17 protein-coding genes and 1 rRNA gene are annotated in these 21,051 nt (G+C 59.7%); 11 read left to right on the plus strand and 7 right to left on the minus strand.

Annotated elements, in window-relative coordinates; all coding sequences use genetic code 11:
- Positions 1-71: 71 nt before the first annotated feature.
- The 5 genes from rrf to H618_RS0108680 all read left to right on the plus strand — a co-directional run bounded on the left by rrf (position 72) and on the right by H618_RS0108680 (position 4,499).
- Positions 72-187, plus strand: a 5S ribosomal RNA gene (gene rrf / locus H618_RS0108660).
- 266 nt (positions 188-453) lie between these two features.
- Positions 454-2,097: an acetolactate synthase large subunit gene (locus H618_RS0108665; RefSeq protein ID WP_028694705.1), complete on the plus strand. Its 1,644-nt coding sequence runs from the start codon at positions 454-456 to the stop codon at positions 2,095-2,097.
- Positions 2,098-2,227: 130 nt separating this feature from the next.
- A complete protein-coding gene (locus tag H618_RS0108670) occupies positions 2,228-2,785 on the plus strand; it encodes a UPF0149 family protein (protein ID WP_028694706.1) in 558 nt (185 codons plus the stop codon).
- Positions 2,786-2,892: 107 nt separating this feature from the next.
- Positions 2,893-3,765, plus strand: coding sequence for a hypothetical protein (locus H618_RS0108675; protein WP_028694707.1), 873 nt, complete (start codon positions 2,893-2,895; stop codon positions 3,763-3,765).
- Positions 3,766-3,791: 26 nt separating this feature from the next.
- On the plus strand, positions 3,792-4,499 hold the full coding sequence (locus H618_RS0108680; protein WP_028694708.1) for a hypothetical protein: 708 nt from the start codon (positions 3,792-3,794) through the stop codon (positions 4,497-4,499).
- 2 nt (positions 4,500-4,501) lie between these two features.
- On the opposite strand, the gene H618_RS0108685 is transcribed toward H618_RS0108680, so the two are convergent.
- Entirely contained in the window at positions 4,502-5,239 is a 738-nt protein-coding gene (locus H618_RS0108685) for a GntR family transcriptional regulator (protein ID WP_028694709.1), read from the minus strand.
- Positions 5,240-5,355: 116 nt separating this feature from the next.
- Here H618_RS0108685 and H618_RS0108690 point away from each other — a divergent pair, with 116 nt between their 5' ends.
- Positions 5,356-6,711: a class-II fumarase/aspartase family protein gene (locus H618_RS0108690; protein WP_028694710.1), complete on the plus strand. Its 1,356-nt coding sequence runs from the start codon at positions 5,356-5,358 to the stop codon at positions 6,709-6,711.
- Positions 6,712-6,777: 66 nt separating this feature from the next.
- Positions 6,778-8,079, plus strand: coding sequence for a cation:dicarboxylate symporter family transporter (locus H618_RS0108695; RefSeq protein ID WP_028694711.1), 1,302 nt, complete (start codon positions 6,778-6,780; stop codon positions 8,077-8,079).
- Positions 8,080-8,193: 114 nt separating this feature from the next.
- On the opposite strand, the gene H618_RS0108700 is transcribed toward H618_RS0108695, so the two are convergent.
- Positions 8,194-9,090 (minus strand): LysR family transcriptional regulator, encoded by an 897-nt coding sequence (locus H618_RS0108700; RefSeq protein ID WP_028694712.1) that lies wholly within the window; start codon positions 9,088-9,090, stop codon positions 8,194-8,196.
- A 105-nt stretch (positions 9,091-9,195) separates the two neighbouring features.
- Between H618_RS0108700 and H618_RS0108705 the strand changes: the two genes are divergently transcribed.
- The 3 genes from H618_RS0108705 to H618_RS22075 all read left to right on the plus strand — a co-directional run bounded on the left by H618_RS0108705 (position 9,196) and on the right by H618_RS22075 (position 10,927).
- Entirely contained in the window at positions 9,196-9,657 is a 462-nt protein-coding gene (locus tag H618_RS0108705) for a CidA/LrgA family protein (protein WP_028694713.1), read from the plus strand.
- Complete coding sequence (locus H618_RS0108710) at positions 9,657-10,346, plus strand: LrgB family protein (protein WP_028694714.1); 690 nt, start codon at positions 9,657-9,659, stop codon at positions 10,344-10,346. The genes H618_RS0108705 and H618_RS0108710 overlap by 1 nt, the downstream gene beginning before the upstream one ends.
- 200 nt (positions 10,347-10,546) lie before the next feature.
- The gene (locus tag H618_RS22075; protein WP_154660638.1) at positions 10,547-10,927 is read left to right on the plus strand and encodes a hypothetical protein; all 381 of its coding nucleotides are present in this window, start codon (positions 10,547-10,549) and stop codon (positions 10,925-10,927) included.
- A 158-nt stretch (positions 10,928-11,085) separates the two neighbouring features.
- Here H618_RS22075 and H618_RS0108720 read toward each other — a convergent pair whose 3' ends face one another.
- The 3 genes from H618_RS0108720 to H618_RS0108730 form a co-directional block, all read right to left on the minus strand.
- A complete protein-coding gene (locus H618_RS0108720) occupies positions 11,086-11,460 on the minus strand; it encodes a MerR family transcriptional regulator (RefSeq protein ID WP_028694715.1) in 375 nt (124 codons plus the stop codon).
- A gap of 71 nt (positions 11,461-11,531) precedes the next feature.
- Positions 11,532-12,104: an NAD(P)H-dependent oxidoreductase gene (locus tag H618_RS0108725; RefSeq protein WP_028694716.1), complete on the minus strand. Its 573-nt coding sequence runs from the start codon at positions 12,102-12,104 to the stop codon at positions 11,532-11,534.
- A gap of 155 nt (positions 12,105-12,259) precedes the next feature.
- Positions 12,260-12,796 carry a BRO-N domain-containing protein gene (locus tag H618_RS0108730; protein ID WP_028694717.1) on the minus strand — a complete coding sequence of 179 codons (537 nt, stop codon included), beginning with the start codon at positions 12,794-12,796 and terminating at the stop codon, positions 12,260-12,262.
- A gap of 1,457 nt (positions 12,797-14,253) precedes the next feature.
- On the opposite strand from H618_RS0108730, the gene H618_RS0108735 reads away from it, so the two are divergent.
- Positions 14,254-15,288 (plus strand): Shedu immune nuclease family protein, encoded by a 1,035-nt coding sequence (locus H618_RS0108735; protein ID WP_081673739.1) that lies wholly within the window; start codon positions 14,254-14,256, stop codon positions 15,286-15,288.
- Positions 15,289-15,921: 633 nt separating this feature from the next.
- Here H618_RS0108735 and H618_RS0108740 read toward each other — a convergent pair.
- Together H618_RS0108740 and H618_RS0108745 are read right to left on the minus strand one after the other, a co-directional pair.
- The gene (locus H618_RS0108740) at positions 15,922-17,172 is read right to left on the minus strand and encodes a ribonucleotide-diphosphate reductase subunit beta (protein WP_028694719.1); all 1,251 of its coding nucleotides are present in this window, start codon (positions 17,170-17,172) and stop codon (positions 15,922-15,924) included.
- A gap of 780 nt (positions 17,173-17,952) precedes the next feature.
- The gene (locus tag H618_RS0108745) at positions 17,953-20,832 is read right to left on the minus strand and encodes a ribonucleoside-diphosphate reductase subunit alpha (RefSeq protein WP_028694720.1); all 2,880 of its coding nucleotides are present in this window, start codon (positions 20,830-20,832) and stop codon (positions 17,953-17,955) included.
- Positions 20,833-21,051: the final 219 nt, after the last annotated feature.

Below are 21,051 nucleotides of genomic sequence, written 5' to 3' on the forward strand. Positions count from 1 at the left end.
ATTCGCAGCTCACGAACATCACATATCCGAATTCGCTGGCACGTTCACAGAACGCACCGGCTACCGAATTTCTTGACGACCATAGAGCATTGGAACCACCTGATCCCATCCCGAACTCAGCAGTGAAACGATGCATCGCCGATGGTAGTGTGGGGTTTCCCCATGTGAGAGTAGGTCATCGTCAAGATTCATTTCGCAAAACCCCTATCTGCGCGAGCAGGTAGGGGTTTTGTCTTTTCTGGCTCATAACCAGACGCGGCCCTGACTCTGCTCTCGCAGATTTCCCCCTCATTTACCACGAAAGTAGGCAAACTACGTGACTTGCCTGGCCGCTAACGGCGTCAAGACCTTGTTCTTGCCGTTTCAACAGCGCCAGGAAATGACCGCTAGGAGTGTCGACTCCAGGCGAATTTTGGATCTACCACCGAAATATCACGTGAGGTTACAAGCGAGATGGCCAAGGCCGCCGATGTCGTTGTGCAATGCCTGGAAAACGAAGGTGTCGAGTATGTATTTGGTATTCCTGGCGAGGAAAACCTCGACCTGCTGGAATCCCTGCGTAAGTCGAAGATCAAGTTGGTGCTGACCCGTCACGAGCAGTCTGCCGGCTTCATGGCTGCCACCTACGGACGCCTGACCGGCAAGACCGGTGTCAGCCTTTCGACGCTCGGTCCTGGCGCGACCAACCTGGTAACCGCCAGCGCCTACGCCTACCTCGGCGGCATGCCGATGATGATGATCACTGGCCAGAAGCCGATCAAGAAGTCCAAGCAGGGCCGTTTCCAGATCATCGACGTCTGCGGCATGATGGACCCCATCACCAAGTACACCCATCAGTTCGCCTCGGCCGACAACATCCCGGCCCGTATGCGCGAAGCGTTCCGCCTGGCTGAAGAAGAGAAGCCCGGTGCCGTGCACCTGGAACTGCCTGAGGACATCGCGGCCGAACAAACCGACTCGATGCCGATTCCGCCAAGCCTGCACCGCCGCCCCTTGGCAGAGCACAAGGCGATCGAAGCCGCTGTCGAGAAACTGCAGAACGCCCGCAGCCCGATTCTGGTGATCGGCGCCGGTGCCAACCGCAAGATGACGGCCAAGGTGCTCAAGCAGCTGATCGACAAGACCGGCATCCCGTTCATCACCACGCAGATGGGTAAAGGCGTGGTCGACGAGCGTCATCCTCGCTTCCTGGGCAATGCGGCGCTGTCGTCCGGCGACTTCGTGCACCGCGCGGTGGAAGCGGCCGACCTGATCGTCAACATTGGCCACGACGTGATCGAGAAGCCGCCGTTCTTCATGGTCCGTGGCGGCACCGAAGTCATCCATATCAACTTCCGCTCTGCCGAAGTCGATGCGGTGTACTTCCCGCAGATCGAGGTGATCGGCGACATCGCCAACGCCGTGTGGCAGATCGGCGAAGCGCTCACCGACACTACCCACTGGGACTTCACCCGGCTGATGACCATTCGTGAAGCCAACGAAGCGCAGATCGTCGAAGGCGCCGATGACGAGCGCTTCCCGGTCTACCCCCAGCGTCTGGTCGCCGACATCCGTCGTGCGCTGCCCTCTGAGGGCATCGTCGCGCTGGACAACGGCATCTACAAGATCTGGTTCGCCCGCAACTACAAGGCCCACAAGCCCAATACAGTACTGCTGGACAACGCCCTGGCGACCATGGGCGCAGGCCTGCCATCGGCCATGGCCGCGCATCTGGTGCACCCGGATCGCCCGGTCATTTCGGTGTGCGGTGACGGCGGTTTCATGATGAACAGCCAGGAACTGGAAACCGCCGTGCGCTTAGGCATGCACCTGACCGTGGTGATTCTGCGTGACGATGGCTACGGCATGATCCGCTGGAAGCAGGCGAACATGGGCTTCACCGATTTCGGCCTCGATTACGGCAACCCGGACTTCGTCAAATACGCCGAAGCCTACGGCGCCAATGGCCATCGCGTGGAAAGCGCCGAAGGCTTCCTGCCGTTGCTGCAGCACTGCATCGACACCCCAGGCGTTCACGTCATCGACTGCCCGGTCGATTACAGCGAAAACGACCGCATCCTCAACAGCGAGCTGCGTGAGCGCGCGCTGAGCGTTTAAGCCGCTAGACCGGGTCGCTACTGGCACAGTAGCGGCCCTGGCCTGATTACTCCTGATCCACACCATCCAAGCCGTTGCCCTGCGCCTGTGCTAGGGTGCATGGCTACGTGTGCCTCAGGACAGTCAGCCCATGCTCCCCTCTCTAAGCGACAAAGAACTGCTTCGCCTCGAAGACCTGCTCATCACCTACGGCAATGACTACTCGGTGCTCAACCTGGCCGAGCTCAACGGCTTTTTCACAGCGCTCGCCAGTTCGCCGGTGCGGGTATTACCTGAACAATGGCTGCCCGCGGTCGCCGGCGGCAAAGTACCCAAGTTCAAGAAGCCGGCCCATGAAGAGGCCTACACCGCGCTAATGTTGCGCTACGCCGATCAGGTGGCGCAGTCGCTGGCCGATGACTTGGACAGCTACCAGCCGCTGTTCGAACACAGTGAAGATGAACACGGCAGCATCGTGGTATTGGAAGAGTGGTGCTTCGGTTATATGCGCGGTACCCAGATCGCCGGATGGGATGAGTTGCCCGCCGCGCAGAACGAACAGCTCAAGGCCATTTCCCTGCACGGTCTGGAAGACAACTTCGAGCTGCTCGATACCATGAGCCGCGAACAACTGCAGGCGTGCGTGCCGCAGGTGCTGGAATCGGTGCGTGGGCTGTATCGCTTTCAACGGCAGCAAACGCCTAGTTGAAGTTGCCAACTCCCCCACAAATACCTCTGTACGTATGAACCTTGTCGAGCAGATTTGATCCGAGCGAACAACCTCGCATTCATCTCTGCTCAAAAGGAAGTGTCACCATGCACGATGCCAGCACTGGTAGTCTTATCAAGTCATACCGCTACGGAAGAGGCTATCTGATCTTCATTTACGGCTTCATCGCCGTATTGCTCGGCCTTGCCGCGTTCCTCGCCTACGGATATTCCATTTTCTCCACGCCAGGCGCCACCACATCGGGTGGTACCCGCTTCAATGGTCCGCCCGAAGTCCTGCTGTATGCGGCAGGTTTCCTTGTCTTCATTGCACTGTGTATGTTCGCCCTGTCGCGTTGGCAAAAGAAACTGCGTGACGCCCGCTACGACGTGCATGAACACGGCATTCGCCAGGTCACTTCGAGCGTCGATGAGTTCGTGCCCTTCGTCGAGATGAATGACCTGTACCTGTTCGCGTCGGGCCAGACCCTGACTGCCGGGCTGATCAACAACCTCGCCTATCGCCGCCACTCCGGTGAACAGTTCCGCCGGGTCAACCCGCATATGCCCAAGCTGGATGAGTTCATGGAACTGGTGCGTGACCTGCACGTGCAAGCCCGTCTGCCCATCGCCCTGGAAACCTTGAGCCAGGGTGGCTCGGTGCAGTTCAACTACGCCGACACGAAACAAGTGTGGGGCAAGCGGATGACCGGCAACTTCCTCAATGTGGAGACCAAGCCACTGTTGATCACACCCCAGACCCTGGAAGTGGACGGCCGTCGTTTCCCCATTTCGCTGTTGCGCGAAGCCAGCATGAGCAACTGGACCGAGAAGGTGGTGATCAAGGACAACGATGGCCAAGTGGTGTTGTCGACCATCGCCACCGGCATCATGAGCATGGACGTGTTCTTCAACGTGCTGGGCTGGATGCAGGAACAACAGCAGGTCGCGGTGGCCGGTAAAGTATTGGCCGATCAGTGATCATCTGAACGCACTTGGGACGCGCCATGGCCATACCCTACAAAGCCGCTGCAGTTCTGACCTTGGCCGTGCTGAGCAGCGCGTGCGTGCCGTGGAAGCGTGAACGCCCGGCCTATGCTGACCTGTGTACCTCGAAGTTCGAGTTTCAGGTGCCGGGCCCGCAAGGGCCGACACGCATCTTCCTGCAGGCCTATCTGTACGATCACGCTGCGCGTTGGTCCGATCAGCCGTTCCAGCAAGTGCTGCATGTTCAACACCCTGGCGAGAAGTATCCCCGTTCAGAGTTCTACGTGCAGTTGATTGCCTACAACCAGGACCGTCAGCGCGTGAAACGTGGCAGCGGCGGGGTGCCTGCCGTACCGATTCTGTACGACAGCCGTGAAGCGTTCATCACTTTCGCCGATGGCACACGGTTGCAGGCCAGGCCCGAGGTGTACCTCGGCGACGGCGATGTCTACGACTACACCCGCATCACGCCGCGCAACGCACGGCCCTCGCCGTATGACATCAACAGTGACGAAGTGCATGGCCTGATCCCGCGCATCACCAACAATAAGCACTATGGCTCGGCCTACGTGGTGTTCCAGACCGATCGGTTCGCCGCCGATTCGAAGTGGACCATCAACTTGGGCGCGCTCCAGGTGCAAGGCCAGAAGTTACCGATCCCGCCCTTGCAGCTCTGCCATCAACCGGTCAAGACCTGGATCGGCATCGAACCGTTGATGAGGCCCTGAACTCAGCTGGCGCTGCGGTCTCGACGCATTTGCGTGGTGAGGGTGAAGCGATCGGCCGGGTGTACGGTTTCCGAGACAGCCATCAGCTCGCCGATTTCATCGCGGTACTGACGAATGATGCGCAGGCCCGGTGAACCGGCCTCGGCCGCCAGCGCCTGGGCAAGCTCGGCGCTGAGCAGCACCGCCCGTACCTGTTGATCGACCACGGCGATCGCCCTGCCGAAATGCGCTTCGATCAGCCCGGCGATCAACTGGTCGGGATGCTCATGGGCCAGTTCGATGACATCGCTGTAGTCGCGCTGCGCATAGACGTCGGTCCAGCACAGCGGCGCTGCGTTATGCACCCGGTCGACACGAATGCTCGACACGCAGAAGTAGTGCTCGCCCGGCACCAGGCCCAGTCGCGCCGCTTCGCTCAGATCAGCGACGAAGTGGCGCACGGTCTGGATTTCCCGCTGCTGGGTTTCAGCCAGGTGGGCGAGGTCGGCCACGCTGGCGAGCGATTGCGAATACCCCCCACGCGGACTGCTGGCCTCGACCCGTGTGCCGACGCGCTTGCGCCGCGACACCAGCCCCTGCACCGACAGCTGATTGATTGCCGCACGCACGGTGTGGCGGCTGACATCGTACAGGTCGCACAGCTCGAATTCGGTGGGCAGCAGGCTGCCAACCGGGTAACGGCCTGTGGCGATACCTTCCATCAAATCCTTCGCCACGCTGGCGTATCGCGCCTGATTCATGCCTTTGGTCGTTCCCTGGAAATTCGTCGGTTGACAGTGTAACAGCGGTGGGGCAAGAATTATGTACGTACATTATCAATATGTACGGTCAATAACAACATTTCAGGATCTTGCCCATGTCCACTACCGTTTTCGATTCCACCTTGTTCCGCGACATGTTCGGCACCGCCGAAATGCGTGAAGTGTTTTCCGACAAAGCGCTGATCGAGCGTTACATCGAGGTCGAAGTGGCCCTGGCCAAGGCCGAAGCGCAGTGCGGGGTGATTCCTGCCGAAGCCGCCACGCAGATCGCCGAGCTGTCGCGCTACGAGTCGCTGGATCTGGCGCTGATGCAGCATGAAACCGAAATTGTCGGCTATCCGATCCTGCCGCTGGTCGAGCAGTTGTCCAATCTGTGCGGCGAAGCGGGCCGTTACGTGCATTGGGGTGCCACCACCCAGGACATCATGGACACCGCTGTGGTGTTGCAGGTGCGCAGCGCCCTGGCCATCGTCGAGCGCGACGTGCAAGCCGTGCGCGGTCTGCTGGCCGAGCTGGCGCAGCGCTATCGCGACACGCCCATGGCTGGCCGCACGCACTTGCAGCATGCCTTGCCGATCACCTTCGGCTACAAGTGCGCCGTATGGCTGAGCATGTTCGACCGGCACGCCGAGCGCCTGGTCGAGCTGCGCCCACGGGTTGAGGTCGGCCAGTTCGCCGGCGCCGCAGGCACTCTGGCGTCGCTGGGCGACAAGGGCCTGCAAGTGCAGGCCGCTCTGATGGCTGAACTCGGCCTGGGCGTGCCGCAAGCCACCTGGCACGTGGCCCGTGATGGTTTTGCCGAAACCCTGAACTTCCTCGGCCTGGTCACCGCCTCGCTGGGCAAAGTGGCGCTGGACATCATGATGATGATGACCAGCGAGCTGGGCGAAGCCTACGAGCCGTTTGTCAAAGGGCGTGGCGCCAGCAGCACCATGCCGCAGAAGCGCAACCCGATTTCCTGCGAACTGATGTACGCCGCAGCCAAAGGTGTACGCCAGCAGGCCGGGCTGATGCTCGATGCGATGATTCAGGACTTCGAACGCTCCACCGGTCCGTGGCAGGCCGAGTGGATCGCCATCCCAGAAGCCTTCGCCCTGTCTGCCGCCTCGCTGGGTCAGGCGCGCTTCATGCTCGCCGGCCTGGATGTGCGCACCGAGCGCATGCGCAAGAACCTCGACATGACCCAGGGCCTGATCGTCGCAGAAGCCGTGATGATGGGCCTGGCCCCGGCGCTTGGCCGCCAGGTGGCACACGACGTGGTGTACAGCGCCTGCCGCCGCGCCAACGACGAAGGCATCAGCCTGTTCGAAGCGCTGCAAGCGCAAGGCGAGGCCACCGAGCGTCTGGATCTGGCCACCCTCGAAGGGCTGTGCGACCCGAGTAACTACCTGGGCCTGGCCCCGCAGATGGTCGACCGGGCGCTTTCGCAGCCCGGCAGCGTCGCCCGCTGAGTCGATTCGGGCCCGGCGTGCCGGGCTCTGGTGCTGCTTCCCTACAAGAACAATGAGAACGCAACCATGTCGTCCACTACGAAAAAACCGCTGTACAAGGACCTGACCTTTCAGGTGCTCGCGGCGATGCTGCTGGGCATCGCCTTTGGTTTCATCGCCCCCGAGGTCGCTGCCAGCTTCAAGATTCTCGGGGACATCTTCCTCAAACTGATCAAGACCGCCGTGGCCCCGCTGGTGTTCTTCACCGTGGTGCATGGCATCGCCTCGGCCGGTGACATCAAGCGCGTCGGCAAGGTCGGCTGGCGCGCGCTGGTGTACTTCGAGGTGCTGTCCACCGCAGCGCTGGCGCTGGGCCTGCTGTGGGGCAACTTGATCGGCATCGGCTCGGGCATGCACGGCGCACACGCCAGCAGCGCCGCGTCGGCTGCGGCCAGTGCCGCGGTCGCCAAGGGCCATGCACCGACTTCGACCATGGACTTCATCTACAACATCTTCCCCGACAACTTCGTCGGCGCCTTCGCCGGCGGGCAGTTGTTGCAGGTGCTGGTGATCGCCGTGCTGTTCGGTTTTGCCTTGCTGGCGCTCAAGCATGAACGCCGCCAGGTGATCGAAGATGGCCTGAACCGGGTGTCGGAATGCTTCTTCGAGTTCATCAACCTGATCATGAAGTTCGCTCCGCTGGGCGCCTTCGGTTCGGTGGCCTACGCCGTTGGCAGCAATGGCTCGGCCGTGCTGATGTCGCTGGCCAACCTGGTGCTGATGTTCTACGTGGCGATCGCCTTCTTCCTGTTCGTGATCCTCGGCACCGTGTGCCGGTTGTCGGGCTTCAGCTTCTGGCGCTTCCTCAAGTACATCAAGGATGAAATCTTCATCGTGCTGGGCACCGCGTCTTCGGAAAGCGCACTGCCGCGTCTGTTGCAGAAACTCGAACGCCTGGGCTGCTCGAAGCAGAGTGTCGGTCTGGTCTTGCCGACGGGGTATGCCTTCAACCTCGACGGCACCTCGATCTACATGTCGATGTGCGTGCTGTTCATCGCCAACGCCTATGGCGTGCCGCTGGGCTGGGAACAGCAACTGGGCATTCTGGCGATCATGCTGGTGACCTCCAAGGGCGCGGCCGCGGTATCAGGCGGCAGCTTCGTGGTGTTCGCCGCCACGGTCACCGCCATTGGCGTGCTGCCCATCGAAGGCCTGGCCTTGCTGTTCGGCGTGTACCGCTTCATGTCGATGGCCATGGCCGCGTGCAACACCATCGGCAACAGCGTGGCCACGGTGGTGGTCGCCAAGTGGTCGGGGGAGTTCACCGAGCAGACCGCGCGTGAAGAATACGCCCGGGTGCTGGGCCGTCCGGCCGGCGCGGCGCTGTGAGGGGATGAGGCTGCGCACTGACTGACGTCGGTTTCGGCCAGCGTTTGATCGCAACCCCTGAAAGCAACGACTGAAAGCCACCTGAGCCCAGCGCTCGAGGTGGCTTTCTTGCATTCAACGCGCTTGCAGCGAGCGCCTGGCCAGCTCCAGCCAGGCTTTGGCTGCGAACGACAGATGCCCCACGCGCCGCCAGGCCAGCGAGACATTCCAGCTCAGCGGCGGCGAGCCGACCTGAGCAATGGTGAAATCCTCAGGCGCCAGCGTGTCGCAAAACACTTTCGGCAACAGCGCCACCCCCACGCCCAGGCCGACCAGCGAGGCCATGAAATCCCATTGCCCGCTGCGCCCGCTGACTTTCGGGGTGAACCCGGCTTCGCTGCACGCGGCGGTCACCATGTCATTGAGGGCAAAGGCGTCGCCGTAAAGGATGAACTCACTGTCAGCCAATTCCTCGAGTGCCACGCTGGCTCGGCCCTGCCACGGCGACTGGCGCGGCGCCAGCAGACACATCGGCGATTCGAACAACGGCAGCGACTCGAACTCCGACCACAAATCCCCGGCACCGGGAAAGTCCAACACAGTGCCCATTTCCAGCACGCCGTCGCGCAGGTGGCCGAGGGTATCGTTACTGCCGATCTCGAACAGCTTGAGCTCGATGTTGGGGTAGGCGGCGTGATAAGCCGCGAACACCGGCGCCAGAATCGAATGGGTGGAAGGCGACAAGCCCATGCGCAGCACACCGCGCTCGACCCGCTGCAGCGCATCGACCTCCTGCTTCATGCGCTGGTGCACGGCGATCATCTGCTTCGCGCGCTGATAGACGATGTCGCCGGCCTCGGTGACGCTGAAGCGTTTGCCTTCGCGCGCCAGCAGCGGCACCCCGAAGCTGTGCTCCAGCACCTGCACCATCTTGCTCACGGTGGGCTGGGTGAGGTGCAGGGCGTTCGCTGCCTTGGTGAAGCTCTGCTGATCGACCACGGTCACGAAATAGCGCAGCGCACGAATATCCATGGAGCATTCCTGTTGTGCATCATTTGCATGACTTTAATTCATTTTTTCTTTGCAAGGCATGTCGGTAGCATTCTGCTCATTCGCTGAAATGCCAGGAATCGTTCGATGTCGTCTTATCCGCAGGTCAACCCTCCACGTCCTGCCGCCTCGTGGGCAAAAGCGCTGGGACAGGTGCTGCTGCTGGGCGGCCTGTGGTGGATCGCCCAGCGCCTTGCAACCCTGCTGGCCCTGCCACTGTCCGGCGGCATCGTCGGCCTTGGCCTGCTGGTGGCGCTGTTGCTGAGCGGCCTGGTCAAGCCCGCGTGGGTGGAGGCGGGGGCCGAGCTGGTCCTGGGCAACATGCTGCTGTACTTCATTCCGCTGGTGGTGTCGGTGGTGCAGTACACCGACCTGCTCGAGCATGAAGGCCTGAAACTGCTGGTGGCGATTGGTGTGGGCTTTCTCAGCGTGATGCTGGTGACGGCCTGCGTGGTCGAGCTGATCTGTCAGCAGATTCGCAAGCGGCGGTACGGCAAATTGACCGATGTGCGTAGAGATCGCCCCGCCCTCGGCAGCCAGGTGTCGTGATGAACGATTCGCTGATCTCTCTACTGTTTCTGCTGGCGACCCTGGGGCTGTTCTATGGCAACCAAGCCGTCTACAAGCGTCATCCGCGGGTATGGCTGACCCCGGCCATCCTCACCTCGGTGCTGTTGATCGCACTGGTCGAGGCCACCTCGTCGAGCTACCCGCTGTATTTCCAGGACACCCGCTGGCTGGTGTGGCTCTTGGGTCCGGCGACGGTCGCCTTCGCCCTGCCGATCTACAACAACCGGCGCATCGTGCGCAGATACTGGATGGCGCTGCTGGCCGGCAGCGTGGCGAGCATTGTGGTGTCGGTCGGCGTGACCCTGCTGGCTGCCCGTGCGCTGGGCCTGGACCAGGCCATTACCCGCAGTTTGCTGTCACGCTCGGTGTCCACGCCGTTCGCCCTGGAGGCCACCGCGCACCTGGGCGGAACCGCGCAGCTGACCGGCCTGTTCGTGGTCATCACCGGCCTGTTCGGCATCGTCCTGGGCGAAATGATTCTAACCCTGATGCCGCTGCGCACCCGCCTTGCCAAGGGCGCGCCGCTGGGCAGCGCGGCCCACGGTTTTGGCATGAGCATCGCCCGCGGCCTGGGGCCGGAGGAGGGCGCGGTGGCGAGCCTGACGATGATCTTCAGTGGCGTGCTGATGGTGCTGGCCGCGCCGGTGATTGCCTGGGCGGTGGGGTGAGGGTTGGTTACCATAGCCGGCCTACATCCTGCCTGAACGGCCTGCACCGGAGCCCATCGATGAATTCAGCCAAATCGGTTTACCGCCTCAGCCGCTGGCTGAGTGCACTCATCCTGCTCAGCCCTGGACTGAGCAACGCTGCGTCCGCTTCAGCGTGTGGCGAAGCACGCGCTGTGTTTGAGTGCGATGTTGCAGGCGGTGTGACATTGGCGTTGTGCGCCAGCTATCAGGGCGATGCGCTCGAAGGCCTGCAATATCGCTTCGCCCGCAATGGCACTACTGAACTCGAGTTCCCCAAGGCCAGGTTTTCGCTTCGCGAGTTCAAAGCCAATCACTACGTGCGATTCCAGACCGACTACAGCCTCATCAAGTTTTCCAGCGGTGCTTACACCTACGGTATCTACAGCAATTACGACGGCGAGGCCGGTCAGGCCGATGCGCGCAGCGCAGGTGTGGCGGTGAGCAATGCGTCCGACGTCGAGGTGGCCAACAAGCGCTGCGCCAGGATCGAGGTCGACGAGCTGCAAGAGGTGATCCCGCAGCTGGCTTGCGATCCTGATGACGCTTTGGGTTGTTCGTGAGACTGAGGGCAAGATTCACGTCGCGCGCGTAGCTCAGCAATCGGCCGGGCACGGTCGATGATCACCCTGCGCCCCAGCGGGAAAGGTAGGAAAACACCAGTTGCCCAAGCAGCAATCAAGATTGCATTCGAATCGAAGCCAGCAGCTCGCCTGGTTGCTTATGCCAGTCGCTCAAGCCCGCACTGATACTTCGCACTTTCAAGGCTCGCTTCAAACGCCTCGAGCCCCGCGTATATCTGTTGCAGGCCAGTGATTTGCCCGAGTACTTCGTGTTTCTTGTCGGCAATGGCCTTGCCTGCCAATTCCCACGGCAGATCAGCACCTTGATGCCCCAGCAGAATCGCCTGCAGTTCTTTGAGCTTGAAACCCAACTGCTGCGCGCACTTGATGAACGTCAGCAGTTCGACACTCTGCTGAGTGTAAACACGGTACTGCCCTCGGCGTTCGGGCGGCGGCAGCAGGCCGATCGCTTCATAGTGGCGAATGGTTTTTACCGTGGTGCCCGACAGTTGCGCGGCTTTGCCGATATACATGAGCGGCCTCTTGTAAGGGAGCGGCGCATCATTGCATGGCACCCGCGGTTCGGGAATCACCTGAGCGCAGGTCAGACGGCAATGCCGCGTGCCCGTTCGAGCCAGGCTTCGCGGCGCTGAGCACTGGAGCCGAGCACTGGCCCGAACATCAACGTACGCAGTGGCCGGATACCGCAGAATTGCAAGGTGGTCTTGCGCACCTGATGAATGCCAGGCATGCGATACACCCAGCGGTAGTACCACGGCGGTGTATCCATCGTCACCAGCAGATGCGCCGTTCGGCCCTTGAGCAGTTGCTCGGGGAACGCCTTGCCTGCCCTGTAGCGAAACGCGAAACCGGGCAGGAACACACGGTCGAAAAAGCCTTTCATCAACGCCGGGATACCGCCCCACCAAATGGGGTAGATGAACACCAGATGCTCGGCCCAAGTGATATCGGCCTGGGCCCTGAGCAGGTCGGGTTCCAGTGGCTGGACTTGCCGGTAGCCGCTGCGCAATACCGGGTCGAAACTCAACGCATCAAGTCGTAACACCCTCACATCATGGCCGGCACCGCTGGCGGCCTCGATATAAGCCTCGGTCAGCGCCGCGCAGAAACTCTCGCCCGACGGGTGCCCCAGCAGCACAAGTACTCGTTTGCTCATCGTCGCTTCATCCTGAACATGAACGTGCAGGGTAAAGCCTGACCCTAACGGGAGAGTCAACTGATCGGGGGCGTTGCAACGCGCATTAGCTAGCGGCTGAAGCTATTCATCCGTCACCATCGATCATGGAAGTACGTCGCGCTCCGCCCTCGGCGCTAAAGCTCCTGCATCCGCAGCACTCGCTGCGCGCACTCACGCCAACTCAATCTATGCTTGCCAACCGCCTCTGGCAGGTCCGCTTCCCCAGCCAGCATCACCGGCATGTCGCGCATCCTCATCCAGGGCTCACTCTGCCAATACAACAACGTCGCGCTGCGCCCGCCAGGCCAGCACATCCGCCCGAGCTGCGGTGCATCGCCCATCCCCTCAGGCTGCCCACCCCGCAGCACCGCCACCACCTCATGGGTCAGCCACCAACGCAAATGACGGTTCTCCGGAACATGGTGATGCGCCAGCAACGTATAGGCCCCCGACTCGCTGACCATGGTCGTCTGCGCGCACTGGCCATAGCGCAGCAACTGCACAACCCGGCATTGATCCGGGTCGAGCTTGCGCAGGCAGTGTTCGTCGAAGAAGCGACCACTCAGCCGACCCAGCTCCCGGGCGCAGAACCAGGCTTGGGATTCGAGCCAGAGGGTGTGGAGAGGGCGGTTGTGGCGGGTGAAGAGAGTGGGGGAGTGGAGGTTGGTCATGGTTGGCCTCCGGGGTTTCTAGCCTGGCGAGAAGGCAAGACGCATGTTTCGCACTGCTTGGTACTGATGGATCTTGTAGGCATTTTCAGAACCTCTACGTGATTTCAGCTTTCTTAGGGCTGGGTGTCGGGAGCTAAGAAATCCCACGTAGCGGACCGGACGTATTCCCCTTCCGGGTCTTGTATTAGTCCGCTCCCGACATAACACGTTTTCTGCGCGCAGGATTAGACCACAGGCACAAAAAAGCCGCATCTGTCGGGGCGGATTGACCGCTACGTGAAGGCGTTTCTTAGGCGCCGTGGAAAAGGTACTGCTGGCGGGTGAATTGAACAATAAAAAAAGCTGTAGGAATGTTCTGAAAATTTAGCGAACTAAACTAATCATGGCGGCCAAGTTCATATGTCAGTTGTCAGCTTTCTTAGGGCTGGGTGTCGGGAGCTAAGAAACCTCACACAGCAGGCCGGACATATTCCCCTTACAGGTCTTGTATTAGCCCACTCCCGACATAACAGAATGGTTCCTGCTCGCAGGATTAGACCACAGGCATGAAAAGGCCGCATCTGTCGGGAGCGGGTGGACTGCTGTGTAAGCGTTTCTTAGGCGCTCGGGGAAAATAGGTGGGGTTGTGCTTTGCGGTCAATGGAATCTTTGTAGGGGTTTTCGGAGAATGCTTTTTGCAGTGGCGGCCAGAGCGGTTGGTTGATTAGCTTACTTTTTATCAATCTGACCTATCCCTATGTGCTGAACTGATAATGGCATCTACAGTTCTTTACACTTGAACGGGTACACCGAATGTTTGTTTTGGGCAGTGATGAGTCGATGAATCGCACTCCTCAGATCAGCGGCGCTGGCGGAGAGCATGTGGACTCTCTATGAAACACCGAGAGCCCGATTTGTAACGGGAGCCTAGAAAACGCCGACTGAGGATGAGGCCTCTTCAATTCAGGTCAGGCGTATTGGTAGCAGCTGCTGGTCGGTTGCATCTCTTGCTGAACGGCGCTACTGGTCGAAGGCTTCCGGCGGTGGATGGCCGCTTTTGCCCCAAAGCGGTCGGTCGGGGCTACTTTCGTCGTTTGCTGCCTCGGGTCAAGGGGAGAGGCAGACCCAAAGCGGGCAGCCCCGAAGCGAACGCAACGCAATTGCCCGTCAAACTGCCAGCAAAAATAATTCCAGCATTCGCGCAGCCAACGGTTTAAATTTCCCAAGTGGTGGGGAGCATGTCTGCGCTGCACCATTCAGGATCCTTCAAAGTGCAGCGGTGCTGCCCATATAAATAGCCTGAGCATCGTCACGCGAGCTTTGGTACGGCCTGTAGCCTCTATGAATAAAATATAGGTCTTTGTACCCTGCCAAGGATCATGTATGCTCGGAGAGTTAACTAAAAACAAGAGATTTGCTGGTTAAGATTTAAGAAATTTTGTTTACGAGTAGATGGGGTTATCTGGGGAGGGAATGTGATGGGCATAGATGAAAAATTATTCGAAGAGGTGATGCACTCATTAAAGCTTGCGCGTGACCTGCGTGAAGCAAGAACAATAGACTCGAATGCAATTAGCGATGTATTATGTTTTAAGCTTTCGCATCACTTTGATCCTGAAGGTGATATGGAGGAAAGTCTCGGAGATCTCCTTGATTCGGTAAAAGAACAAAGTGAGCAAGCTGTTCGGGATGCTCTTGGGGAACATCACAGTTTTGAGTTGTTCAAAGATGAACTCGAAAAAAACCCGAACTTCAAAAAAGCCATAAGGAATGGGGAGCGGGCCAAGGAAAGTATCGAAAAATTAATTGAGTATATGAAAGAAAACTATCTAGACAATGACGCAAAAGAGTTTGCCTCACTTTGCGTAAATGCCTTTACCGATATCAACTCCATGCTTCTAGAGCAGGATGTCGTGCCTCTGATCAAGAGAGGTATCTATTCCGAAGATTTGGCTTCAGCTATTACAGTCTGGCAAGACTTCGCAACTGAAAAGGCGGACGATGAACAGTTCTGGCAAATGGAGTTGTCTGCTCGAAAAGGAATATTGGAGCGACTCATCGGAGGTTATGCATTATTTTTACAGCGTGAATTTCATGTTGGCACTACAAGCGCTGAAGGCAAAGGAAGTAAACGAACAGACTTCGCATTGATAGATGGGCTAAATAATAACTTGACGTTTATTGAGATAAAAACCCCCAACACTAAACTTCTGGGCGCCACGTATCGCGGTACTTATCCGTTATCCAGCGAAGTTTCTGGGACAATCAGTCAGGTCCTAAATCAAAGAAACGAACTCATCATGAATTTTCACTCTAAGAGGTATAATAGTGAAAGCGTGTTCGAGGTTTTTTCACCGAGGTGCTTTGTCATCGTGGGTAACCTCACAAGTTTCGGTGGAGACAAGGAGAAACTGAAAGCATTTGAGGTTCAAAGACAGGCTGTAGCTGCGCACGTGACTATCGTTACCTTTGACGAGCTATATCATCAGTTTTCAACCTTCAATCAGATATAGGGCGGACCGAATTTTCGAGGTGTTATTAACTGCCGAGTATGGCATCCGATGTGAGGGACCGGTTCTGGCCGATTTCTGCCCTTCACGAATGGCCGCTATGGGTCGAATACAGCCGGTCGCGTTTAACCGCTGTCGGCCAAAGGCGGACGCTGAGCGTAAGCGGCCATCGAAGACACTTCAGCATCCCATTAATAAGGGCGATGTTATCCACCTAACATTACGTCGACACCATTGCTCTTATTAAAAGGATAATCATGCGCCAGCGTCCCTCCATCAGCACTGTTGAAGGCTGCAGACCTGGTTCTGCCCGCCCGCACACCGCTAGGCTCAAAGTCTGAAAGTAGTGGAAGCTGCGCCATTTTTGAGTACCGTTTTCCCGAGTCTTCTGCGCATCGTTTAAGAATCTCTCGGCTGGGTTAATAAAAGCTGGCCAAAGACACGGAAAAAATGGGAAACATATTGGGTCGCGCAGCCTCACCGCCACTCACGGCTAGGCCCCAGCACTTTCCCCACACCCACAAAAAATCCGATGCCCGTCCCCAAGCATCGGATCCCGTGACCCATCAGTTCGCTATAGCTCAACCCATCTCAGTTCGCTGAAACAGGCTCAGGTGCAAAACCCGCACCCGCCAATCAATCCCAGCTCAACGCCCCACCCGTCTGATACTCGATCACGCGGGTCTCGAAGAAGTTCTTCTCTTTCTTCAAGTCCATGATCTCGCTCATCCATGGGAATGGGTTGGTGGTGCCTGGGTATTCTTCTTTCAGGCCGATCTGGGTCAGGCGGCGGTTGGCGATGAACTTGAGGTAGTCCTCCATCATCGCGGCGTTCATGCCCAGTACGCCGCGCGGCATGGTGTCGCGGGCGTATTCGATTTCCAGCTGGGTCCCTTGCAGGATCATCTGGGTGGCTTCGTCTTTCATGGCCGAGTCCCACAGGTGCGGGTTCTCGATCTTGATCTGGTTGATCACGTCGATGCCGAAGTTCAGGTGCATCGACTCGTCACGCAGGATGTACTGGAACTGTTCGGCAACGCCGGTCATCTTGTTGCGGCGGCCCATCGAGAGGATCTGGGTGAAGCCGCAGTAGAAGAAGATGCCTTCCAGTACGCAGTAGTAGCCGATCAGGTTGCGCAGCAGTTCTTTGTCGGTTTCCGGGGTGCCGGTGTTGAATTCCGGGTCGGAGATGGCGCGGGTGTACTTCAGGCCCCAGGCGGCTTTCTTCGCGACCGATGGGATCTCGTGGTACATGTTGAAGATCTCGCCTTCATCCATGCCCAGCGATTCGATGCAGTACTGGTAGGCGTGGGTGTGGATCGCTTCCTCGAAGGCCTGGCGCAGGATGTACTGGCGGCACTCGGGGTTGGTGATCAGGCGGTACACGGCCAGGGCCAGGTTGTTGGCGACCAGCGAGTCGGCGGTGGAGAAGAAGCCGAGGTTGCGCATGACGATGCGGCGCTCGTCTTCGGTCAGGCCGTCCTGGCTCTTCCACAGGGCGATGTCGGCGGTCATGTTGACCTCTTGCGGCATCCAGTGGTTGGCGCAGCCGTCGAGGTACTTCTGCCAGGCCCAGTCGTACTTGAAGGGCACGAGCTGGTTGAGGTCGGCGCGGCAGTTGATCATGCGCTTCTCATCGACCGCAACGCGGGCGGCGGAGCCTTCAAGCTCAGCCAGGCCTTCGGCGATGTCGAGGTCGTTCAGCGAGGCCTTGGCGCGCTTGACCGCGTCGGAGTCGCTGGCGGTGGCGGCGCGGGCTTCTTGAGCGGCGGCGTCGCCGGCGCTGTCGAGGCGGTCCAGGTTGGCGGTCGCGGCGGCCTGGCTCGGGGTAGCGGTCTTGGCGGTGACTTCGCCGTCTTCTTTATCGAATTCGTCCCAGCTCAGCATGATATTGGCTCCTGCTTGAGGGCCGCCTGTCGGCGACCGGTTGGATTTTAAGAATGTGACGCCTGACGCAAGACCACTAAGGTGATGCACAGCGCGAGAGGCAGGCTCTCGATACATCTTTATAAGTTGTAGCGGCGGTGCCTGGCCAAGCCTCGGGAGGGGCCAGGGCACTGAATTGGGCCCTGTCAAAGGGGGCGGCATTGTACCTGAACTGACCTTGAACCGGCGTGCCGGTCAGGCAGTTCTTGCTGACTTTTTTCGACCGATCTCTGGCTCGTCGGTTCATCGACCGAACGCTATGAGTGACGGAAGGGGAGTGTAGTGGAAGCCTATATGTAGTGCCAGTCTAAATTTTCAGGCACACCATGTAGGGTTTTTGCCGGGGCGCGGCATTTCCGCGCAGGCTCAGGAAGGGCGCTCTGAGCGCCATGGCGTGAGCGTGATGCTCACGCCGCGGAGACCCTCGCCTCATTGCTCAGGGCGATCCTGGACGGCTGTCAGGTCCTACTGGAGGCACCGACTGCGCAGCGTCTCGACCACATGTGTCTTGGGCTGTCGACGGGCTTGCTCGACCGTGGTGAAACGGCCGGTTTCTGCGTTACGACCAATCTTGCGAGTTACCACTTTTTTCCGCGTCATGAGGGGACTTCCAGTGATGGCAGGTCCTGTCTTTCTACCGACTCGTGCGAGTGCTGGGCAAAGGGAGCGATTTCTCAAGGCGACGGATACAAAAACGCCACGCGGGATGCCCATCAAGGCATCCCGCGTGGCATCAAGCGGTTACTGGCAGGCTTCGCAATCCGGCTCGTCGATCGCGCAGGCTTTTGGCACGGGGGCCGGGCCTGCGGCTTGGGCCGGGGCGCTGTCGCCGCCGCTGGAGACGGCGTTGAGCTTGCCGGTGTTGATGGTCGACTTCTCGGTGCTGGTCGCGGCCAGGGCACGGAGGTAGTAAGTGGTCTTCAGACCGCGGTACCAGGCCATGCGGTAGGTCACGTCGAGCTTCTTGCCCGAGGCGCCGGCGATGTACAGGTTCAGCGATTGCGCCTGGTCGATCCACTTCTGGCGACGGCTGGCGGCATCGACGATCCACTTGGTCTCGACTTCGAAGGCGGTGGCGTACAGGTCTTTGAGTTCCTGCGGGATACGCTCGATCTGCTGCACCGAACCGTCGTAGTATTTGAGGTCGTTGATCATCACCGAGTCCCACAGGTCGCGGGCCTTGAGGTCGCGCACCAGGTACGGGTTGATCACGGTGAACTCGCCGGAGAGGTTCGATTTCACGTACAGGTTCTGGTAAGTCGGCTCGATCGACTGCGACACGCCGGTGATGTTGGCGATGGTCGCGGTCGGCGCGATGGCCATGATGTTCGAGTTGCGAATGCCTTTCTGCACACGCTCGCGCACCGGTGCCCAGTCCAGCGACTCTTCCAGATTGACGTCGATGTACTTCTGGCCACGGGCTTCGATCAGGATCTGTTGCGAGTCCAGCGGCAGAATGCCCTTGGACCACAGCGAGCCCTGGAACGTCTCGTAGGCGCCGCGCTCATCGGCCAGATCACAGGAGGCCTGGATCGCGTAGTAGCTGACCGCTTCCATCGACTTGTCGGCGAACTCGACGGCAGCGTCGGAACCGTAGGCAATGTGCTGCAGGTACAGCGCGTCCTGGAAGCCCATGATGCCCAGGCCCACCGGGCGGTGCTTGAGGTTGGAGTTGCGCGCCTGCGGCACCGAGTAGTAGTTGATGTCGATCACGTTGTCGAGCATGCGCACGGCGGTGTTGACGGTGCGTTGCAGCTTGGCGGTGTCCAGCTTGCCGTCGACGATGTGGTTCGGCAGGTTGATCGAGCCCAGGTTGCAGACGGCGATCTCATCCTTGTTGGTGTTCAGGGTGATCTCGGTGCACAGGTTGGAGCTGTGTACTACGCCCACGTGCTGCTGCGGCGAGCGCAGGTTGCATGGGTCTTTGAAGGTCAGCCATGGGTGACCGGTTTCGAACAGCATCGAGAGCATCTTGCGCCACAGGTCTTTGGCCTGGATGGTCTTGAATACCTTGATCTTGTTGTACTCGGTCAGCGCTTCGTAATACTCGTAGCGCTCTTCGAAGGCCTTGCCGGTGAGGTCGTGCAGGTCGGGCACTTCGCTTGGCGAGAACAGGGTCCACTGGCCGTCGTCGAAGACGCGCTTCATGAACAGGTCGGGAATCCAGTTGGCGGTGTTCATGTCGTGGGTACGACGACGGTCATCACCGGTGTTCTTGCGCAGCTCGATGAATTCTTCGATGTCCAGGTGCCAGGTTTCCAGGTAGGCGCAGACCGCGCCCTTGCGCTTGCCGCCCTGGTTGACCGCAACGGCGGTGTCGTTGACGACCTTGAGGAACGGTACGACGCCCTGGGACTTGCCATTGGTGCCCTTGATGTACGAGCCCAGCGCGCGCACCGGGGTCCAGTCGTTGCCCAGGCCACCGGCAAATTTCGACAGCATGGCGTTGTCGTGGATGGCGTGGTAGATGCCCGAGAGGTCGTCCGGCACGGTGGTCAGGTAGCAGCTCGACAGCTGTGGACGCAGGGTGCCGGCGTTGAACAGGGTCGGGGTCGAGGCCATGTAGTCGAAGGACGACAAAAGGTTGTAGAACTCGATGGCACGGGCTTCCTTGTCGGCCTCTTCCAGCGCCAGGCCCATGGCCACACGCATGAAGAACACCTGGGGCAGCTCGAAGCGTACGCCGTCCTTGTGGATGAAGTAACGGTCGTAGAGGGTCTGCAGGCCGAGGTAGGTGAACTGCTGGTCGCGCTCGTGGTTGATCGCCTTGCCCAGTTTTTCCAGGTCGAAGTCGGCCAGCGCCGGGTTCAGCAGTTCGAACTCGATACCTTTGGCCACGTAGGCCGGCAGGGCCTTGGCGTACAGCTCGGCCATCTCGTGGTGAGTGGCGCTTTCGGCCACTTCGAGGAAGCCCAGGCCTTCGGCGCGCAGGGTGTCCATCAGCAGGCGGGCGGTGACGAACGAGTAGTTCGGCTCGCGCTCGACCAGGGTACGGGCGGTCATCACCAGGGCGGTGTTGACGTCCTTGAGGGCCACGCCGTCGTACAGGTTCTTCAGGGTTTCGCGCTGGATCAGCTCGCCATCGACTTCGGCCAGGCCTTCGCAGGCTTCGCTGATGATGGTGTTCAGGCGGGTCATGTCCAGCGGCGCCTTGCTGCCGTCGGCCAGGCTGATGCGGATGGTCGGGTGCGCCTCGACCACGTTCTCGGCGTTGGCGCGGGTGGCGCGCTCCTTGGCCCGCTGGTCGCGGTAGATGACGTAGTCGCGGGCGACTTTCTGTTCGCCGGCGCGCATCAGGGCCAGTTCGACCTGGTCTTGGATTTCTTCGATGTGGATGGTGCCGCCCGATGGCATGCGACGCTTGAAGGTTGCGGTGACCTGTTCGGTCAGGCGCGCGACGGTGTCATGGATGCGCGACGAGGCAGCAGCGGTGCCACCTTCAACTGCAAGGAACGCCTTGGTGATGGCAACGGTAATCTTGTCGTCGGTGTAGGCGACGACCGTGCCGTTACGCTTGATCACACGCAGTTGGCCAGGCGCGGTGGCGGCCAGATCCTGATTCGAATCGGCGTCCTGTGGCAACGTGGCCTGCGGGTTCTCGCGAGTTGTGTCGGTTTGCATCGGTGGGTGTCTCCACAGTTTCTATAGTGTTCAGGCGCCTTTTGAGCGCCTACCGGTTCTGTCCACGTCTTGCGCGACCGTCCGGGGGACGCGACACGCGCGCATCCACCCATTCGGGAATGCCGACTTTCGGGACAGACTCAGGAAATAAGGGGCATGCCAATGCCGCTCCCTGGCCGAAGTCAAAGGTTGCGGATGATCCGTAACCCGTTGCCGTCT

It is taken from the genome of Pseudomonas cremoricolorata DSM 17059 = NBRC 16634 (genome assembly GCF_000425745.1).
Taxonomy (GTDB): Bacteria; Pseudomonadota; Gammaproteobacteria; order Pseudomonadales; family Pseudomonadaceae; genus Aquipseudomonas; species Aquipseudomonas cremoricolorata.

What these genes read in the sequence shown, in the direction of transcription:
- H618_RS0108665 (WP_028694705.1), top strand. Translation starts at nt 454, where the DNA reads ATGGCCAAGGCCGCCGATGTCGTTGTGCAATGCCTGGAAAACGAAGGT.
- H618_RS0108670 (WP_028694706.1), top strand. Translation starts at nt 2,228, where the DNA reads ATGCTCCCCTCTCTAAGCGACAAAGAACTGCTTCGCCTCGAAGACCTG.
- H618_RS0108675 (WP_028694707.1), top strand. Translation starts at nt 2,893, where the DNA reads ATGCACGATGCCAGCACTGGTAGTCTTATCAAGTCATACCGCTACGGA.
- H618_RS0108680 (WP_028694708.1), top strand. Translation starts at nt 3,792, where the DNA reads ATGGCCATACCCTACAAAGCCGCTGCAGTTCTGACCTTGGCCGTGCTG.
- H618_RS0108685 (WP_028694709.1), bottom strand. Translation starts at nt 5,239, where the DNA reads ATGAATCAGGCGCGATACGCCAGCGTGGCGAAGGATTTGATGGAAGGT.
- H618_RS0108690 (WP_028694710.1), top strand. Translation starts at nt 5,356, where the DNA reads ATGTCCACTACCGTTTTCGATTCCACCTTGTTCCGCGACATGTTCGGC.
- H618_RS0108695 (WP_028694711.1), top strand. Translation starts at nt 6,778, where the DNA reads ATGTCGTCCACTACGAAAAAACCGCTGTACAAGGACCTGACCTTTCAG.
- H618_RS0108700 (WP_028694712.1), bottom strand. Translation starts at nt 9,090, where the DNA reads ATGGATATTCGTGCGCTGCGCTATTTCGTGACCGTGGTCGATCAGCAG.
- H618_RS0108705 (WP_028694713.1), top strand. Translation starts at nt 9,196, where the DNA reads ATGTCGTCTTATCCGCAGGTCAACCCTCCACGTCCTGCCGCCTCGTGG.
- H618_RS0108710 (WP_028694714.1), top strand. Translation starts at nt 9,657, where the DNA reads ATGAACGATTCGCTGATCTCTCTACTGTTTCTGCTGGCGACCCTGGGG.
- H618_RS0108720 (WP_028694715.1), bottom strand. Translation starts at nt 11,460, where the DNA reads ATGTATATCGGCAAAGCCGCGCAACTGTCGGGCACCACGGTAAAAACC.
- H618_RS0108725 (WP_028694716.1), bottom strand. Translation starts at nt 12,104, where the DNA reads ATGAGCAAACGAGTACTTGTGCTGCTGGGGCACCCGTCGGGCGAGAGT.
- H618_RS0108730 (WP_028694717.1), bottom strand. Translation starts at nt 12,796, where the DNA reads ATGACCAACCTCCACTCCCCCACTCTCTTCACCCGCCACAACCGCCCT.
- H618_RS0108735 (WP_081673739.1), top strand. Translation starts at nt 14,254, where the DNA reads ATGGGCATAGATGAAAAATTATTCGAAGAGGTGATGCACTCATTAAAG.
- H618_RS0108740 (WP_028694719.1), bottom strand. Translation starts at nt 17,172, where the DNA reads ATGCTGAGCTGGGACGAATTCGATAAAGAAGACGGCGAAGTCACCGCC.
- H618_RS0108745 (WP_028694720.1), bottom strand. Translation starts at nt 20,832, where the DNA reads ATGCAAACCGACACAACTCGCGAGAACCCGCAGGCCACGTTGCCACAG.